Consider the following 15,572-nt stretch of genomic DNA (forward strand, 5'->3'; position numbering starts at 1 on the left):
ACAGGCCCTGACCAGCGGTCAGGTCAGGCCTGGCCCGTCTCGAAGCGGCTGACCTTTCCGTCCGAGACCGTGAAGTGCCATCGGGTGCGCATCTCGCCCCAGGTGTCGTTGCGGTATTGGGCGACGAGGGTGCGGCCGCCGTCGCTCTCGGACTCGACGTCCATATGGCCTCCGGCGGAGAAGATCTCCTTCTCGGTCCACTCGGCGAGGTTACGGTCCGAGCCGTCGTCGGACATGGTGGCGTCGGGGGTGAGCGCTGCCAGGAAGGCGGTGCGGTCGTTCGCGTTCAGGGCGGTGACCAGGGCGCGGACGGCCGGGTCGGAGAGCTTTTCGGTGGGGATCACGAGCGTTCCTCTTCACGGTTCGTGGTAGCGACGGCGGTCTGTCTCCCGATCATGTCCCGCACGCGGCGGTCTCGCATCCTGGGCCCGCCGTACTGGACGGCGGCACTCGGCGGCGCGAATCCGGCGCGATGCGTCTCGCGATTTTTGATGTGCCGTCAAAGGTCAATAAGATCCGGCGATGATCACAAGAAAACGGCTGGCGGCGGGCGCATGCACCCTGCTCGCCGCCCTGACGGCCGGGCTGCTCCCCGCGGCCACCGGCACCGCCTTCGCGGACGACCCCAGGGGCGGTGACGGCCCCGCCCCGAAGGTCGAACTCGTCCTCGATGTGAGCGGGTCGATGCGGGCCCGCGACATGGACGGCGGGTCGCGGATGGCCGCCGCCAAGCAGGCGTTCAACGAAGTACTGGACGCGACACCGGACGAGGTCGAGCTCGGCATACGTACGCTCGGCGCCAACTACCGTGGCGACGACCGCAAGGAGGGCTGCAAGGACACCGCGCAGCTCTACCCGGTCGGCGTCCTCAGCAAATCCGCGCGCACCGAGGCCAAGACCGCGGTGGCCACGCTCGCGCCCACCGGGTGGACGCCGATCGGGCCCGCGCTGCTCAAGGCCGCCGACGATCTCGAAGGCGGCGACGAGGCCACCAGCCGCAGGATCGTACTCATCACCGACGGTGAGGACACCTGCGCCCCGCTCGACCCCTGCGAGGTGGCCCGCGACATCGCCGCGAAGGGCATCAACCTCACCATCGACACCCTCGGCCTGGTCCCGGACGCCAAGACCCGCGACCAGCTGAGCTGTATCGCCGACGCGACAGGTGGGACGTACAGCTCGATCCGCCACAAGGACGAACTCTCCGACCGGGTCAACCAGTTGGTGGACCGGGCGGCGGAGCCAGTGATCACGCCGGTCGCCGTGGAGGGCGCGGACCAGTGTGCGAAGGCCCCCAAGATCGGTTCGGGGCTCTACACCGACCGGGAGAAGTTCGGTGAGCACCGCTGGTACCAGGTCGATGTCAAGCCGGGTCAGGAGCTGCGCGCCTCGGTGAGCGTGGCGGCGGACCGTCAGGTGGACAACGACTACGGCGTACTGCTGCGCGCCACAACCGTGCACGGGCGTGAGATCGTACGCGGCGAGTCGGCGGGCAGTGGGCGCACCGACGTCATCTCGGCGGGGCTGCGCTACCCGAAGGCGGACAGCGAGGACACCGATGACGCCGACGGTGCGGGCGAGCCGGAGACGGTCTGCCTGCGGGTCAGCAACTCCTTCTCCGCTCCGGCTTCCGTCAAGCGGGAGCCCGGGCTGCCCGTGGAGCTGACGATCGACCTGGTGGACGGCCCGTCGGACGCCTCCGACGTGGCGTTCTTCGGCCTGGGCCGGGGCTGGTGGCTGCTCGGCGCACTGGCTGTGGCGGGATTCCTGGGCGGTGTGCTGTGGGGCTGGCTGGCCCGCTGGCGTGGCGCTGTGACGAGGAGCAACTGATGGGGATCACCAAGGCGTTGCGGGTCGGCGTCAGTGCGGCACTGCTGGCCGGTACGGCGCTGTTCGGCGCGGCGGGGACGGCGTGGGCCGATGACCCGTCCAGCAGCCCAAGCGCGGACGGCGACAGCGGGGACGGCGGCAGCGACAGCAACGGTGGGGACGGGCCCACTGAGGCGGGTACGTCGTTCCGTACCGCCGTCGGATTCGAGCCGGGGCAGCGGGCCACCGCTGCCGCGTCCACCGGCGAGTACCTGTACTGGAAGTTCCTGGCCGACACCGGGCAGCGCCCCACGGTCAAGGCGACCGTGAAGCTCCCGGAGCCGAGCGCCCGCAAGGGCACCCAGACCTGGCAGGTCGACGTGTACGACGGGCTGCGCCGCCGCCAGGCCTGTATGTACGGCGCGCAGACCCGCAAGGCGGCCCAGAACGCCGAGTCCGTCTCGCTGTCCTGCACGCTGCGTCCCGTACGGGCCTGGTCGGAGCAGTGGTCCGATGACCCGCTGCCGGGCACGTACTACGTGCGGCTCACGGTCACCGGGCTCAAGGCGACGGACCTGGGTCTGCCGGTACAGGCCGAGGTCGAGACGACGTTCAAGGACGTGGGTGGCTCGCACGCGGTGGACGGCTCGCTGGCGGCGCCGCTCGTGGCGGGCAACGGAGACGCGGCGGACGCCGACTCCGGGCCCGGCTCCGGGTCCGACAGCGGGTCCGGGAACAGCTCAGCGCGGCAGGCCGCTGCCGCCGCCGAGCCCGAGGACGGCTGGGCGTCCGGCTGGTGGTCGGACCGCTGGCTCTGGACAGCGGCGGGCGGCTTCGTCGCGGCGTTGACCGGCGTGGGCGGATACTGCCTGGCGCGCGGTCCAGGCCGCCCTCGCGCGTAGACGAACGCCCCGGGTGCCCGGTCCGCCTGGCACCCGGGGGCTGAAGGGCCGGCCAGCGGACGACTCCCTGGCGGTGTGAGGAACGGCCCCGCTCGCGCAGTTCCTCTTCCCCTACCTAGCCCATCTGAAGTCCGACCCCGGTCAGCGAACCTGATCAGCCGACCCTGCACGTCGTCGACCTTTCGACGGCTCTGGGCAACGGGCGATCGTCCGCCGCCCAAACGGTCGGCACCCGTTCGCCAACGCGTCGTCATCCACCGGTTACTTGACAACGTCGACGAGATTCTTTGCCGCGTCTTCGGTGCATCGCCGATGGCCGATTCGACGCCGCCACCGACTGGTGAGGCCTGTGGCGGCGTTCAATCCGAATCCTTGGACTCCCGCCAGCGGCAGAGGTGTTCGGTTTGATCCCGAAGCCCGTGCGGAGCCCCGCACGGCGCTGCGGGAGCACACTGTCCGCCGCGTCGGGTCACGCACTACGCGTTTCCTTCGATTCAGTCACCTGGTTCGCCATCCCGGGCACATCGTGGACGAATTGCAGACGACTTCGACCTAATATGCTTCTTTCACCTCTGGCATGCGGTGCAGGTGTCGCGGAGGGTACGTTGCAAGGCCTTGCCAGGCGAAGAAATACGGAAGAAAATGCTTCTGGGGCGTCGCTTTCGATCTTCTGCTGTCAGGCATGAGAATCAGCTCACAAACAGTGAAAAACGCCCTCTCCGGCGGTTGCCGCGGAGCCCGTTCCGGCCCCTACTCCTCGAAAGGAGGCTCTCAGTGAACGTGAAAGCTCAGATGACGATCAAGGGCTCCACAAGTCTGACCTGGATAAGCGTCCAGGTGATCGTGATCGTCATCGTCGTGCTCTCTGCGAACAGCTACCTTGCCTGCCTGGTCAGGTAGTTCAAGGAGCATTGAGGGCCGTCCGTAGCAGCGGGCGGCCCTTCAGGTTGCGCCGACCTTTTACTTACCGGGTAAGTGTAGCGGCCTACCCCGCCCCGAGAGAACCCGCTTGGGGGATTGTTTTACGAAACCGATCGGTAAGAACGCCCCAGACGGGCAGCGTGAGGGAATTCGAAGAAATCTTACGCATGTCGCGTCCTCGGACTCGATGGGAGCGCTCTCGTGATCGATGTCAGATCGTGGTCAACGTGCGGACGGGAAAACGAAAGCTGGGATGTGTTTCAGCGTGGAACGTTCTTCATTTTGGAGGTGTGAGACCGGTGTAGCAGGTGGTGGCCGGTCCCCCTGCTCATAGCACCAGCACCCGTCGGAAACGGGTGTGGTCATCGGCCTCGGCAGGCTCCACCGTCGCGCCGGCGACCTCGACCCAAGCATGGAATCGGTAAGGATCATCAGCACTGCCAAGACACCAATCGGCCGCGAGCCCGGCCACTGCGAGGCCAAGCACAGTGGCCAGTGAGTCCTCCAGGCAGGCGACGCGCCCCGGGTAGCGTTCTCCGGCCCGTCGGACGGCTGTCAGCATCACTTCAGCCTGTCGCGTCGTGGCCGGTCGCCGCCCACAGCGCTCCTTGAGCACCGTCACGGCGTGCACACAGGCACGGAAGGGGAACCGCAGGAGACACAGCGCAAGGAGCAGGCCAATCAAGCTCGCGGTTCTCGGCCACCGGACGGTGTTTGCGTCCCATGTACGGGATACGTCCGGACTGACGAGCCCTGTCGAGCCGTGCGGCAGGTCCCTATGGGCGGAGCCGCGCTCTTCATCCAGATACACGAGGCCGCGCTCAACGAGGTCTCTGGCGACTCTCTCGGCGTCAAGCCGCACGGAGTCGTAGCGCACACAGGGGAACCCGTCAGCCAGGGTTCGTACAGCGGACTCGAAATCACCGGTGCGGTGCCACTCCTCCCAGAGCAAACGCGCGGTGCCGTTCATCGCGTACCACTGACCGGACCGTGCGTCGAAGAGCACCTGCCCACCGTGGAAGGCATCGCCGACATGAACGTGCTTGGGGATCTGCAAGCCGGTCATCAGATGCCTCTTTCTACGGCGAAACGGCGAGGTAGGTGCACGATTCAGCGCCAGAGTGTGCTTCGTAGCCACAGCTCGACGCCAAGAAGCCGATTCAGCGCGGGAAAAGGGGCGCGAAGCCCCATCCGCGCGCGGTCCAGCGAGGTTGCGACCACGTCGGGGGCGATCACACCGAAGCCCGCCAGGCGCGAGGTGTCGAGAATTTCACGCAGAGCGGTCGAGGCGAGGCGGATGCCCTGGTAGTCCTCACCGGAGTAGTCGCCCTTGGTTCGGCGGTCCAGCACGGGGGCGGGAACCGCGCCCGACAGCGCTGCGCCGAGCAGTGGTTTGAAGGCAGGAGGATCAGCACGTAGGTGGGCGGGCAACCGCAAACACGCCCGGATGACGTCGTTGTCGAGGAACGGGGCTTGCGGCCAGAGCCCGAAAGGCGCGGCGGTATGGTCGAGTTGACGTTGCGCGGAGGCCGATGTGCGCAGTTGGTGCCGCGTTGCGTGTACGTCCGGCTGGGTACTAGCGGGATCGGGAGGGATGGGGATTCGCGAACGGGCCAACTTCGCGACTTCCTTCCGTGCGGAGTCCGTGAGCCAGGCGATCTCCGGGCCTGGGGCGAGCCACCAGCTCACTGTGTCCAGCCAGTGAGGGACGGTCGCCTCAGGCTGCTCCAGCAGCCTCGCCGTACGATGCAGAGCAGTCGCGAACGATGTGTGCGCCAGATGCGCCGCCCGGCCCATCACCTCAAGGGGCGACACATGACGCGATCGTGCGAGAACGTGGCTGTGCCGACCGAGTTTCCGCAAGCCGCCGAGCCGTACCAGGCCGGCCAGGTAGCAGGGCGGCGCCGACAGGAGCGCGTCGCCGCCCTCGCCACCGAGGTGGATGTCTCCACCGTGCCGCGCGATGTGCTCCAGGCGGAGCCGAGTACGAGCCGTTCCCACGGCTGCGGGGTCGGGCTCCCCGGTGCGCCGCACTCCCTCCATCCGCTGGTAGGGCAAGGTTTCGGGGGTCCCGGCGACGTCCTGCAGGTGGAGGCGTTGATCGAGCCGCGCAAATCGGTGTGCGTGTTCCACGTCGTCGCAATCGCCTCCCGCCCGATGGTAGGTGAACACGGGTAAGGGCCCCGCCTTATGACGGAGCGCCAGAAAAGCGAGCGAAGTGGAATCCAGGCCGCCGCTGAAGTCCGCGGTCAGGGCTCCGGCGCGGGCGGCCCGCCGCCCTACCGATTCCTCGAGTGCCGTTCTCAGAGCCTCAGCGCCTGTTGCGAACGAAGCGTCCGTGTCGGGTAAGAGCGTCTCGTACTCCCACTGAGTACACGCGCCTTCCGTGGTGATCCGCAAGGCCTGGCCGCTGCCGAGTTGTTCGACATCGGCCACGACCGATCTATTCTGGGGCAACAGGGGTACATCGGGGCAGAGGACTTGAGTCGCCAGGGTCTGGAGATCCGGGCGGCATCCGCCGCCAGCCGCCGCGGCGACTGTCGCGGGCTGTGAGCCGATCCAGGTGCGGCCTGGGCGGCGGCGGAAGTACAGCGGGTACTGTCCGGCCAGGTCCGCGAAGGCTGTGAGCTCATGCGGGCGCACCACGAGACACAGGTAGCTGCCGGTCCACTGGGTCAGCGGAAGCAACCGGCCCGTGGCCAGGGCCCGGTCGGCGTCTCTTGTGAACTCCTGCTCCCCGGCAAGACACTGGCCCACGGCGATGACGGAACCCCCGGCGCACTGGAAGCTCCGCAGTTCGCCTTCCCTCCACCGCCCCATCGTGCGCAGGACCGTCCCGTGAGGGGGCGCGAGGCCCGCATCGCCTACGACCAGTGGGGGTGCTGAGTCGGCCAGCGGTGGGAAGACACCGGTGAATTCCCGATGACACCACATGTCGATGCTGTCAGCAGTGCTCAGAGCACGCATTCCGTCTCCTGTCCGGGTAGCGTCTCCGCTCACCAGTAGTAGTGGGAGTTGGCGTCAGCGTTGCCGCTACTGGAGCTTCCGAGGGTCACCTCCCGGACATGTCCGAGATCCACCACCGTCGGCGGATCATAGGCTTCGAGAGGCGGGTGAGCCCCGTCGAAGTCTTCTGAGGCGGAGGGAGCGGCAGTATCGCGGACGGACGGTCGAGTCGACTGGTTGGCGTGTTTCCTCAGCATTGTCATATACCCATCCGGAGTCGGCCCTAAAGGCACGCGTAATCGAATGAACCGAACATGATTGATCAGTGCCAGGTATTCGACTTTAGCCGTTACTGCGGCTACGGGCCCCTGTGGCGCTAGATATCGGCCGCTCACGATGGCAGGAGGCGGGGGCAGTTGTCCACACGGATGGGCGGGTGGTGGACGAGGAGATGAGCAAGAGAGAGTCGCTGGCGCGCAGGAATTCTCCGGCGCCGACAGTAAATCGCAACTTTCGCTGGGTGAAGGGAGCTTCCGCTGTTCAGACTGAAGAAGAAGGTGTCGGGTGAAGCATGGCAACGTTCATGCCTGACCGTTGATCAAGTGGTTCGCCCACTGAGCAACAGGCGTTCCCTCAGTCCCTGCCCTGCTCCTGGGTGTCGTCTGACCTGCGAAGGGACGTCAAACCCAGCAACAAGGCCCCTTGCGCCTCGGACAGTTGGTTCATCGAACTCGACTTCAGCGTGAATCCGCTGTGGGGACCGACCGCGCCGCGCAACGCGAAACGCTCCAGGGATTCCTGGCAAGGATCGAGGACCATGCCTTGAGCGGCACCGAGCGTCCCTCCGACGACGATCAGGTCGGGATTCAGAAGGTTGCACAGCTGCGCGAGAGCCTGACCGAGCACCCGCCCGGCGTCGCGCATGATCCGCTCGCAAACCACGTCCCCCGCCTGGGCTTTCTCGATCAGGGAAGCGAGGGAATGCGGCACGTCGACCGCGCTACCGGACAGCGCATCGCGTGCCTGGCGGACGAGAGCGTTCGCGCCGATGACCGTCTCAAGGCATCCCCGTCCGCCGCAGCGGCAGACTGCCCCGTTCGGGTCGAACACGAGATGGCCGATCTCCCCGGCCATTCCACGTCCCCGGATGGGCGTGTTGCTGATGACCAGTCCGGCGCCGATACCGGTGGACCCTTTGATGTAGACCACGATCTCGGCATGACCGTCTGTCGCGTACGTCTGCTCAGCCAACGCGCCCAGGTTGGCGTCGTTGTCGAGTGCGCCAGGCACGCCCAGCCACGCGCCCAGGTCTCGCGACGGATCGTCACCCTCGCTCCATGGAGGCAGTATGGGGCTGGCGAATCTGCCGGTCCTGGGGTCGACCATCCGCGGCACGGCCACGCCGAGGGATACCACGTCCTCCAGCCCCAGACTGGTTCTGCCGACGGCCTCCCGGATGGCTTGCTTGAGGACCGGAATGACCTCGCTCATGCCTCTGTTCGCGCCGCTCGCCACATGCTCGCTGTGCGTCTCGGAAATGGGGCGATCCACACGTCGGGCGACCACTGTCGCCCGGACGAAGCCCAGATGGACGCCGACCGCGACGTTGCGTGTGGGAGGCAGGCGTACTGTCCCCCTGCGTACGGCCCTGGCCTGTTCGGCCTTGTCGTTGGGAAGGACTCCGGCCGTTTGCAACTCCCCGACGATGTTCGACACGGTGGACTGGGCGAGTCCGGTGCGTCGGGCCAGGTTGGCCTGGGTATCTCCCTTGATCATGATCGAGATGAGCACATGCTTGTGGTTGATGGCTCGCGTTCCTCGAGCCGGCCCCAGACGGTCACTTAGCTGAAGCATCGACCCCCCGCAATATCAGGTAATTCAGCGCTTCATCATCTCGACGTTAGCATGGTGATCTTCAATTTGAACGTGGGTCGCCTTCAGGAGGGAAACGGGAAGCATGGCCCTGCATTTCTTGGGGCGCTTGAGCTATTTGATGTCTGAGGAACGTCCGCGGTGCCGCGCGCTGGGGATTCGCGGCACGTTGGCCCACAAGTTTGTTCGCACGACGAATAGGCGACCGATCTTCAAGTACAGGCTGATTCGCCAGTGGCCAGGCAGCGGCGATGGGGGTGGCCCCACGGCCACGTCGTTCAGGTGACGTGGCCGTGGGGGATCACATGATGCCGAGAGTGATCAGTGGACAGTTGGCGTTGCGGGTGTGGTGGCGGAGTCCAGCGGCGATGTTCGGATGTTCGGCGAGTCGGAGAGGGTCGATGAGCCTGCTCCGCGGTCAGGTCGGTCACGCCGCAGACGCGTTCCAGGGCGACCTTGCCGGTGGTGACGATCCGCTGGCGGCGCACGGCCTGCACAGCGTGCGGGAACACGATCCCGGTGACGTCGGCGGCCTTGATCCAGCCGATCTCGTCGCGGCCGTGCGCGGTGATCTCGTTGGTCTCGCCGTCCACCTCGCGCTGGGCGGTGACCAGGCCGGTCCCCGTCATCGCGGCGAGCAGGGGACCTGGGTGCCATCGGTGCGGCGAGCACCGTGCACGGTCTTGCCATCGCCATGCCACCCGTGGCTGGCACTTGGAGACCCCTCGCGGGTTCGGTGTGTCAGGGCTGCCGGACGAGGAGAACGCGGCGAGAGAACCATCACTGATTCGTTCACCATCGTGGCCCTCGCGCGCGCACGGCTGTCTGGCCTCCTATGAGACGTGCCGCGCGCCAGCCGCCGCGCCTGCCGCAGAGGCGGGAGACGGCGGGAACCGCTGGGAGTAGGCGGTTTCTGGCAGCCGTCGCTCAAACGCTCAATGAGTGCTACCGAATTGAACGAATCGATCGCTCTGGGGAACTCCAGCTCCACGCAGGGCCCCACGCACAGACGCGGCGTGCACGACCCACAAGGGCCGTACGCGCCGCGTCTGTCTCGTCAAAGTCAGTGCCCGGCCCGCGCGGACGGCACCCGCGACTCGGAGATCTCCTCGCCAGGCTCCATCGGAGCGGTGACGTCGTCATCGTCCCGCCGCTTGCCGATGTGGTTGAAGACCAGGTTGAGGACGACCGCGGCGACACAGCCGGTGGAGATACCGGAGTCCAGGATGATCATCGCGGTGTCCGGGAAGGCGTGGTAGAACTCCGGCGCCGCGATCGGGATCAGCCCGACGGCCATCGCGACCGCCACGATCAGCACGTTGTTGTCCTTCTCAAGCCCCGCCTTGGCCAGGGTCTGGATACCGCTCGCCGCGACCGAGCCGAACAGCACGACCCCGGCGCCGCCGAGCACCGGCCGGGGCACGGTGGCGATCAGTGAGGCGACGACCGGCATCAGGCCCATCAGGATCAGGAAGCCACCCCCCACCGCGACCACGAACCGGCTGCGGATCTTGGTCATCGCGACCAGGCCGATGTTCTGGGCGAAGGCGCTGCACATGAAACCGTTGAAGAGCGGGCTGAGCGCGGAGCCAAGGCAGTCGGCCCGCAGTCCGGCCGCGATCGTCTTCTCGTCCGCGGGCCGTTCGACGATCTCACCGAGCGCCAGCATGTCGGCGGTGGACTCGGTCATCGAGACGATCATGACGACCACCATCGACACGATGGCGGCCACGGCGAACTGCGGGGCTCCGAAGTGGAATGGCGACGGGAAGCCGACGACGCTCGCCTCGCCGACCGCGCTGAAGTCGGCGACGCCGAACGGGATCGCCACGACAGTCCCGATCACCAGGCCCAGCAGTACGGCGATCTGCTTGACGAACCCGCTGGTGAAGCGACGTATCAGCAGGACGATAACCAGGGTGATGGCGGCCAGGCCCAGGTACTTCATGGCGCCGTAGTCGTCGCCCGCCGGATCGGGCCCCTGGGCCCAGCCGAAGGCCACGGGCATCAGCGAGACGCCGATCAGGGTGATGACGGTGCCGGTGACGACCGGCGGGAAGAAGCGCACCAGCTTGGAGAAGAACGGGGCGCCGATGAAGCCCAGCAGCCCCGCGACGATGATCGCGCCGAAGATGATCGGCAGCGCGTCGTCCGCGTTCCCAGCGGACTGGGTCTGGTCGACGATCGCGAGCATCGGGGCGACGCCCGCGAAGGTGACGCCGTTGACGAACGGCAGCCGGGCACCGATGTTCCAGACGCCCAGGGTCTGCAGGAGGGTGGCCAGTCCGGCGGTGAAGAGGCTGGCCCCGGTAAGGAAGGTGAGCTCCTTGCCGGAGAGCCCGACGGCGGCTCCGACGATCAGCGGCGGGGCGACCACACCCGCGTACATGGCGGCCACGTGCTGCAGGCCGCTGGTCATCATCTTCAGAGGCGGGAGCTTCTCGTCGACCGGGTGCGGGGTGGGCACCTGGTCGTCGGCCCGCTCGTCCTCGGGCACGGCGGCTGCTTTGCGAACCCTGGGCGTTTCTGCCACGGCGGTTCCTCCGGTCGGTTACACGTCGCTGGCGACGCGGGTGTCAGGGAGGTCGTACGTACGGAAAGTGGTGCGCGATGTGGAGTTGTGGTCGTGCGGAGGGGTGCGACGTACGTCGCCGGTGCTTGAGGGTTCTCGGGCACGCGCGTTTTGGAGCACGAGCGGTTTGGGGCGTGACGGTTCACCGGGCCGAGCGGGTGCGGGCCATGGGGCCCCCACCCACCCGACTCGGCTGCCGTGCACCCCGCTCGGGTCCACGGCGACCGGCCGGGGGCCGTCCCCCCCGGCCGGACTCTGGGGGGATCAGTCGGCTGCGGCGATCCGGGCCAGGCGCTGGGCCTCATCGCGCGCGACGCGCGCGATGGCGTCCTCGTCGGCGGTCAGCAGGCGGTTGTGCTCGACGATCTGCTGGCCGTTGACGAACGAGGCGGTCACCGGGGCGGCCGCCCCGAAGACGAGGGCGGTGACCGGGTCGGCGATCGAGGAGTGCCCGATGCCGTCGACCTTCCACAGGACGAAGTCGGCCAGCTTGCCCGCTTCGATGGAGCCGATCTGCTCGGCGCGGCCCAGGACCTGGGCGCCGCCGAAGGTGCCGAGGCGCAGGGCCTGGCGGGCGTTGAGCGCGGCTTCCCGGTGGGCACCGAGGCGGTTGATCAGCAGCGCGTTACGCAGTTCGGTGTGCAGTTCGCCGGACTCGTTGGATGCGGTCCCGTCGACGCCGAGGCCGACCGGGACACCGGACTTCAGCATGTCCGGGACGCGGGCGATACCGGCCGCGAGGCGGGCGTTGGAGGAGGGGCAGTGGGCGACACCGGTCTTCGTACGGGCGAAGGCGGCGATGTCGGAGTCGTTCATATGAACGCAGTGCGCCATCCACACGTCCTCGCCGAGCCAGCCGGTCGACTCGAAGTAGTCGGTCGGACCCATGCCGAAGAGTTCGTGGCAGAACTTCTCCTCCTCCACGGTCTCCGAGCCGTGGGTGTGCAGCCGTACGCCCTTGGCGCGGGCCAGCTCGGCACCCTGCTTCATCAGCTCGGTGGAGACGGAGAACGGGGAGCAGGGGGCGACGGCGACCTGCGTCATCGAGTCGAAGGAGGCGTCGTGGTGCTGGTCGACGGTCTCGGCGGTCGCGGCGAGCGCGCCGTCGAGGGTCTCCACGGCGAAGTCCGGCGGCAGTCCGCCGTCCTTCTCGCCGCGGTCCATGGAACCGCGGGCCAGGGTGAAGCGGACGCCCATGTCCCGGGCGGCGCCGATGATCGCGCCGGACAGGTCGCCTGAGCCTCGCGGGTAGACGTAGTGGTGGTCCATCGCGGTGGTCACACCGCCGCGGGCCATCATGGCGAGCGAGCCCTGGGCGGCGGCCTTCGCCATCGACGCGTCGATGCGCGCCCACGTCGGGTAGAGGGCGACGAGCCAGTTGAAGAGGTTGTGATCGGTGGCCAGGCCGCGGGTGATCCACTGGTAGAAGTGGTGGTGCGTGTTGACCAGGCCCGGGGTGAGCAGGTGACCGGTGCCGTCGATGCGGCGGACCACGTTCTCCAGGTGCGCCGGGGCCGTGCCGGCGCCCACCGCCTCGATCCGGTTGTCCGCTACGACGACGTAGCCCGACGCGTACTCGGTGTCGTCCGCGTCCACGGTCGCGATGGCACAGTTCTCGATAACGATGCGCGAAGCCGCCATGGCGGTCCCTCGTTCCTCTTACGGGTCCTCTTACGGGTGGTGTCGCACCCGGGCTCGTACGGACGCGGCTGCCCCCGGTCGCCTCCTGGCCCACCGGGACGGCCCTGAGGGGGGCCTCCCGGTCGGCCAGGGGTCGGTCAGAGGTTGGTCAGGTCGACCGGGATCTTCGGCTCGACGCCGTCACGCAGGATCGTGGCCTCGATCAGGCCGTACGGACGGTCCGCCGCGTAGTAGACCTCGTTGTCGTTCTTCAGGCCGAACGGCTCCAGGTCCACCAGGAAGTGATGCTTGTTCGGGAGCGAGAAGCGGACCTCGTCGATCTCCGAACGGTGGTTGATGATGCGCGAGCCCATCTGGTACAGGGTCTGCTGCAGCGAGAGCGAGTAGGTCTCGGCGAAGGCCTGCAGCATGTGCTTCTTAACCTGCTCGTAGGACTTCTCCCAGTTGGGCATGCGCTGCTCGTCGTCGCTCCAGTTGAAGCGCCAGCGGCCGGACACCTGGGTGGCCAGGATGCGGTCGTACGCTTCCTTGAGCGTCGTGTACCGGTCCTTGATGTAGCCCCAGAACTCCGAGTTGGTGGAGTTCATGACGACGAGGTCCTTGAGGCCGGAGACGACCTCCCACTTCTCACCGTCGTAGGTGATCTGGGTGACGCGGGTCTCCTGGCCCTGGCGGACGAACGAGTGGTTGACCTCGTCCGAGCCGATGAACTTGGAGTTGGCGTCGGCGGTGGCGATGCGGTCCCAGGCGTACTCCTCGATGCGGATACGCGCCCGGTGGATCGGCTCCTGGCTGGTCACGAAGTGACGGGCCAGGTGGATGCCGAACTGCTCGGCGGACTCGATGCCGTACTCCTTCGCGAACGCGTACACCGTGTTCTTGGTGGTGTCGGTCGGAAGGCAGTGGGCGTTGGACCCCGAGTAGTGGACGTCGTCGAGGTCGCCGGAGAGCGCGACCGAGACGTTCAGGTCCTTGATGTGGTGGGTGTCGCCGTCCCGCGTGATCTTGACGACGCGGTTCTCTGCTTTGCCGTACTGGTTCTGGCCGAGAATCGTGGGCATGTCTGCTAGCTCCCTCGGTAAACGGAGTAGCCGAACGGGTTGAGCAGCAGCGGTACGTGATAGTGCTCGCCCGGCTTGACGGCGAAAGTGATCGCCACCTCCGGGAAGAACGCACCGCTGTCCCTTACGCGGGGGGCGTCCTGCTGCGCCTCGGCTTGCTGGTTGGCGTGGTGTTGGGGCTGGTGCGCGAAGTACGCCTCGGTCTCGAAGTCGAGGCGTACGTGGGTGATGCCCTCCGGCAGCGCCGGGAGGTCCTTGCAGCGCCCGTCCGCGTCGGTCGCGGAACCGCCGAGCGTGACCCATTCCTGGTCGCTGCCGCTGCGGGCGGCGAGCGAGATGGCCACGGCCTCGGCGGGGCGGCCGATGCTGGTGTCCAGGATGTGCGTGGACACCGAAGCGGTGGTGTCGGTGCTCATCGGTTGCCTTCTTCCTGCTGCTCTGCGGACCGCTGCTCTACGAGCCGGGTCAGCCGGATGCGGTTGATCTTGCCGAGTTCGGTGCGGACGATGGCCCGCTCCTGCTCGGCGGTGTTCTCGATCCGGGCTTTGAGAGCCGCGAGCATCTGCTCACCGGTGGCGCCGGTGGCGCAGATCAGGAAGACGTGACCGAACTTGTCCTGGTAGGCCAGGTTGAGTTCGAGCAGCTCCCGCTTGAGCTCTTCGGAGGCTCCGGCCATGCCGCGCTGTTCGCGCGACGAGGTCGGGTCCCCGGGCTTCGGGCGCCCGATCGGCGGGTGCCCCGCCATCGCTTCTTCCAGATCCGCCGTGGTCAGCTCGGCCATGGCGGCGTCGCTGGCGGCGAAGAGGGATTCGACGGTGGCGTACGGGCGCTGGGCGAGCAGTTTGCTCCCCCAGGCCGAACTGGCGCACACCTCGTGGAGCTCTGCGGCGGCCGCAGTCTCCTCCAAGGCGTTGAACCGGGTGAGACCCGGTGTGGTACCTGAAGTCACGGGTTAGCCTCCGTGGCTTGTTCTGGACGGGCTGGGATTAGCTAAGACCTTCCGGAACACGACGTCAACACTTTGTTGAAATCAATTGAACAAAGGAGCCACCGCCCGACGACTCGGGCGACGACTCCTCTACGTTCCGTGACGGCGGGCCTGACTGCCAGCGCTGGCGGTCCTCACTACCCGCTCCTCGCTACTCGCCCTTCGCCGCGTTCTCCCGGTTCAGGTAGTTGTAGACGGTGAAGCGGGACACTCCGAGGGCCCCGGCCACCGTCTCCACGCCGTGCCGTACGGAGAAGGCGCCGCGCCCCTCGAGTATCCGTACGACCTCCTGCTTCGCCTTGCGGTCCAGCTCGGAGAGCGGCCTGCCGTGCTTGCGCTCCAGGGCGGCCAGGATGCGGTCCAGGGAGTCCGCGAGCTGGGGCAGCCGGACCGCGAGGACGTCTTCACCCTCCCAGGCGAGGACGACGTCGTCCCCGTCCGCCTCCTGGGGGCTGAGCAGCTCGCCGCCCATGGCGTCGACGAGCGGCTTCACGGCCGTGACGAAGGGGTGGTCGCGAGGCTCGGTCACCGCCCCTCCTCCTCTCCGACGACGTTCACCTGGAGCGAGACCCGGGTGGCCCCGGCCGCCAGGGACTTACGCAGCAGGGCGTCGACGGCGGTCAGCACCGCGTCGGCGCCACCCTCGGCGGTGTTGCCGAAGGGGCCGACGTCCACGGCGTCCAGTTCGGCCGCCTGGATGACGTCACGGGCGACCACCGCGTGGGTGGGCGCCTCTTCAAGGTCGAAGGGCTCGGTCGTGAACTCCACTCTCAATCGCACGCGGTCAACCTACTGCGCGTTCGCAGATTTGCGGAGTCCCACTTGACAGCCGACCGGGACCACAGGCAATCTTCCATCAG

At 67.5% G+C, this 15,572-nt stretch carries 16 protein-coding genes; 3 read left to right on the forward strand and 13 right to left on the reverse strand.

The genetic code is table 11. From position 1 onward, the window contains the following. Positions 1-23: 23 nt before the first annotated feature. Positions 24-344: a nuclear transport factor 2 family protein gene (locus GCN81_RS05635; RefSeq protein ID WP_156722313.1), complete on the reverse strand. Its 321-nt coding sequence runs from the start codon at positions 342-344 to the stop codon at positions 24-26. 178 nt (positions 345-522) lie between these two features. Here GCN81_RS05635 and GCN81_RS05640 point away from each other — a divergent pair, with 178 nt between their 5' ends. The 3 genes from GCN81_RS05640 to GCN81_RS32680 all read left to right on the forward strand — a co-directional run bounded on the left by GCN81_RS05640 (position 523) and on the right by GCN81_RS32680 (position 3,611). After that, positions 523-1,830 carry a VWA domain-containing protein gene (locus GCN81_RS05640; RefSeq protein ID WP_156722314.1) on the forward strand — a complete coding sequence of 436 codons (1,308 nt, stop codon included), beginning with the start codon at positions 523-525 and terminating at the stop codon, positions 1,828-1,830. Next, positions 1,830-2,711: a hypothetical protein gene (locus tag GCN81_RS05645; RefSeq protein ID WP_156722315.1), complete on the forward strand. Its 882-nt coding sequence runs from the start codon at positions 1,830-1,832 to the stop codon at positions 2,709-2,711. The genes GCN81_RS05640 and GCN81_RS05645 overlap by 1 nt, the downstream gene beginning before the upstream one ends. A gap of 774 nt (positions 2,712-3,485) precedes the next feature. Next, complete coding sequence (locus GCN81_RS32680) at positions 3,486-3,611, forward strand: hypothetical protein (RefSeq protein ID WP_267904558.1); 126 nt, start codon at positions 3,486-3,488, stop codon at positions 3,609-3,611. A gap of 349 nt (positions 3,612-3,960) precedes the next feature. Here the strand turns inward: GCN81_RS32680 and GCN81_RS05650 are convergent, their stop codons facing one another. The 12 genes from GCN81_RS05650 to GCN81_RS05705 all read right to left on the reverse strand — a co-directional run bounded on the left by GCN81_RS05650 (position 3,961) and on the right by GCN81_RS05705 (position 15,492). Continuing rightward, entirely contained in the window at positions 3,961-4,698 is a 738-nt protein-coding gene (locus tag GCN81_RS05650) for a lasso peptide biosynthesis B2 protein (RefSeq protein WP_156722316.1), read from the reverse strand. A gap of 44 nt (positions 4,699-4,742) precedes the next feature. Beyond that, positions 4,743-6,599, reverse strand: coding sequence for an asparagine synthase-related protein (locus GCN81_RS05655; protein ID WP_156722317.1), 1,857 nt, complete (start codon positions 6,597-6,599; stop codon positions 4,743-4,745). Between the two features lie 29 nt (positions 6,600-6,628). Continuing rightward, positions 6,629-6,841 (reverse strand): lasso RiPP family leader peptide-containing protein, encoded by a 213-nt coding sequence (locus tag GCN81_RS32945; RefSeq protein WP_156722318.1) that lies wholly within the window; start codon positions 6,839-6,841, stop codon positions 6,629-6,631. Positions 6,842-7,211: 370 nt separating this feature from the next. Then, positions 7,212-8,369 carry an ROK family protein gene (locus tag GCN81_RS05665; protein ID WP_197287487.1) on the reverse strand — a complete coding sequence of 386 codons (1,158 nt, stop codon included), beginning with the start codon at positions 8,367-8,369 and terminating at the stop codon, positions 7,212-7,214. 359 nt (positions 8,370-8,728) lie between these two features. After that, a complete protein-coding gene (locus GCN81_RS05670; protein ID WP_156722320.1) occupies positions 8,729-9,079 on the reverse strand; it encodes a hypothetical protein in 351 nt (116 codons plus the stop codon). A gap of 434 nt (positions 9,080-9,513) precedes the next feature. After that, complete coding sequence (locus GCN81_RS05675; protein WP_407697937.1) at positions 9,514-10,983, reverse strand: nucleobase:cation symporter-2 family protein; 1,470 nt, start codon at positions 10,981-10,983, stop codon at positions 9,514-9,516. A 303-nt stretch (positions 10,984-11,286) separates the two neighbouring features. Beyond that, positions 11,287-12,663 carry an 8-oxoguanine deaminase gene (locus tag GCN81_RS05680; RefSeq protein WP_156722321.1) on the reverse strand — a complete coding sequence of 459 codons (1,377 nt, stop codon included), beginning with the start codon at positions 12,661-12,663 and terminating at the stop codon, positions 11,287-11,289. A 137-nt stretch (positions 12,664-12,800) separates the two neighbouring features. Further along, positions 12,801-13,724 (reverse strand): factor-independent urate hydroxylase, encoded by a 924-nt coding sequence (gene pucL / locus GCN81_RS05685; protein ID WP_156722322.1) that lies wholly within the window; start codon positions 13,722-13,724, stop codon positions 12,801-12,803. 5 nt (positions 13,725-13,729) lie between these two features. Next, the gene (uraH, locus tag GCN81_RS05690; protein WP_156722323.1) at positions 13,730-14,140 is read right to left on the reverse strand and encodes a hydroxyisourate hydrolase; all 411 of its coding nucleotides are present in this window, start codon (positions 14,138-14,140) and stop codon (positions 13,730-13,732) included. Continuing rightward, positions 14,137-14,673 carry a 2-oxo-4-hydroxy-4-carboxy-5-ureidoimidazoline decarboxylase gene (uraD, locus tag GCN81_RS05695; RefSeq protein WP_156722324.1) on the reverse strand — a complete coding sequence of 179 codons (537 nt, stop codon included), beginning with the start codon at positions 14,671-14,673 and terminating at the stop codon, positions 14,137-14,139. Before uraD ends, uraH begins: the two co-directional genes overlap by 4 nt. Before the next feature lie 190 nt (positions 14,674-14,863). Continuing rightward, positions 14,864-15,241, reverse strand: coding sequence for a helix-turn-helix domain-containing protein (locus tag GCN81_RS05700; protein WP_156722325.1), 378 nt, complete (start codon positions 15,239-15,241; stop codon positions 14,864-14,866). Further along, positions 15,238-15,492, reverse strand: a complete 255-nt coding sequence (locus GCN81_RS05705; protein WP_156722326.1) for a hypothetical protein — start codon at positions 15,490-15,492, stop codon at positions 15,238-15,240. The genes GCN81_RS05700 and GCN81_RS05705 overlap by 4 nt, the downstream gene beginning before the upstream one ends. Positions 15,493-15,572 lie beyond the last annotated feature (80 nt).

Source organism: Streptomyces apocyni (assembly GCF_009739465.1).
GTDB lineage: Bacteria > Actinomycetota > Actinomycetes > Streptomycetales > Streptomycetaceae > Streptomyces > Streptomyces apocyni.

Excerpts from the sequence above, each read along its gene's own strand:
- GCN81_RS05650 (WP_156722316.1), bottom strand. The coding sequence starts at position 4,698 with ATGACCGGCTTGCAGATCCCCAAGCACGTTCATGTCGGCGATGCCTTC.
- GCN81_RS05670 (WP_156722320.1), bottom strand. The coding sequence starts at position 9,079 with ATGACGGGGACCGGCCTGGTCACCGCCCAGCGCGAGGTGGACGGCGAG.
- pucL (WP_156722322.1), bottom strand. The coding sequence starts at position 13,724 with ATGCCCACGATTCTCGGCCAGAACCAGTACGGCAAAGCAGAGAACCGC.
- GCN81_RS05645 (WP_156722315.1), top strand. The coding sequence starts at position 1,830 with ATGGGGATCACCAAGGCGTTGCGGGTCGGCGTCAGTGCGGCACTGCTG.
- GCN81_RS05680 (WP_156722321.1), bottom strand. The coding sequence starts at position 12,663 with ATGGCGGCTTCGCGCATCGTTATCGAGAACTGTGCCATCGCGACCGTG.
- GCN81_RS32945 (WP_156722318.1), bottom strand. The coding sequence starts at position 6,841 with ATGACAATGCTGAGGAAACACGCCAACCAGTCGACTCGACCGTCCGTC.
- uraH (WP_156722323.1), bottom strand. The coding sequence starts at position 14,140 with ATGAGCACCGACACCACCGCTTCGGTGTCCACGCACATCCTGGACACC.
- GCN81_RS05655 (WP_156722317.1), bottom strand. The coding sequence starts at position 6,599 with ATGCGTGCTCTGAGCACTGCTGACAGCATCGACATGTGGTGTCATCGG.
- GCN81_RS05640 (WP_156722314.1), top strand. The coding sequence starts at position 523 with ATGATCACAAGAAAACGGCTGGCGGCGGGCGCATGCACCCTGCTCGCC.